1 protein-coding gene is annotated in these 1,409 nt (G+C 68.9%); it reads left to right on the plus strand.

Annotation, left to right across the window (positions count from 1 at the left end; all coding sequences use genetic code 11):
• Positions 1 to 215: 215 nt before the first annotated feature.
• A partial coding sequence (locus tag KBX37_RS33835; protein WP_210779882.1) for an IS110 family transposase occupies positions 216 to 1,409 on the plus strand: 1,194 nt, incomplete at its 3' end.

Raw genomic sequence — 1,409 nt, forward strand, 5'->3', positions numbered from 1 at the left:
GGGAGGCAGACTCGATGTCCGGTAGCCGCGGGCGAGTGAGCACTTCCACCCCTTGGACCGGTGAGTCCTAGGGTCAGACCGTGCCCTTGCCCGTGGTCGGGAGATGAACGGCTGATGGGATGTCGTGCCTGCCGGATTGGCGTGAGCACTGGTCCATTAGGGCGCTGGTTCTCCCGCGGGCTGCCGACGGGTTTCTCGGGATGACGGGAGGCGTTGTGCTGTTCGTCGGTGACGACTGGGCGGAAGATCATCACGATGTGGAGGTGCAGGACCAGCACGGGCGAGTGATGCGAACCGCGCGGCTGCCCGAGGGCGTGGACGGCATGGCCCGCTTCCACGACCTCGTGGCCGGGTTCCTGCCCGACGATGCCACGCCGGCGCAGGTGCTGGTGTGCATCGAGACCGATCGTGGGCCGTGGGTGCGGGCGCTGGTCGCGGCCGGCTACCAGGTGTTCGGGGTGAACCCGAAGCAGGCCGCGCGGCATCGGGAGTTGGTGTCGCTGTCGGGGGCCAAGAGCGACAAAGGCGACGCGCATGCTCTGGCCGACATGGTCCGCACCCGCCGCCATCAGCTGCGGCAGGTCGCTGCCGATTCCGATCTCGCCGAAGCGGTCAAGGTGGTGGCCCGCACGCACCAGACGCTGATCTGGGAACGCACCCGGCACATGCTGCGGCTGCGCGCGGCGCTGCGGGAGTACTTCCCCGCCGCGCTGCATGCCTACCAGCCGCTGACACTGACAGGCGCCGACACCCTCGAACTGCTGGCCAAGGCACCCACCCCGGACCAGGCCGCCAGACTCACCCTCGCTCAGATCAGCGCGGCTCTCAAACGCGCCCGCCGCCGCGGGATCGCCGACAAGGCCGCCACGATTCAGCAGGCACTGCGCACCGCGCACCTGCGCCAGCCCGACATCGTCACCGCCGCCTACGCGGCCACCATCAACGCCACCGTCGCGATCCTGCAGACCCTCAACGCTCAGATCCGGGCAATGGAAGGCCAGGTTGAGGCGCATTTTGGTCAGCACCCGGACGCTGAGGTCTACCTCAGCCAACCCGGCATCGGCGTGATCCTCGGCGCCCGGGTGCTCGCAGAGTTCGGCGACGCACCAGGCCGCTACGCCGACGCCAAAGCCCGCAAGAACTACGCCGGCACCGCCCCCATCACCCGCCAGTCCGGCAAATCCAAAACCGTTCACGCCCGCATCGTGCACAACGACCGACTCGTCGACGCCCTCCACACCCAAGCCGGCGCCGCGATCCTGCACGACCCCGCGGTCCGCGCCTACTACGACGAACTCCGCGCCCGCGAAATCGGACACAACGCCGCACTACGGCAGATCGGCAACCGCCTCGTCGGCATCCTCCACGGCTGCCTCAAGACCGCCACCCGCTACGACCAGACAACCGCC

The sequence above is a fragment of the Micromonospora sp. U56 genome (genome assembly GCF_018070095.1).
Lineage (GTDB): Bacteria > Actinomycetota > Actinomycetes > Mycobacteriales > Micromonosporaceae > Micromonospora > Micromonospora purpureochromogenes.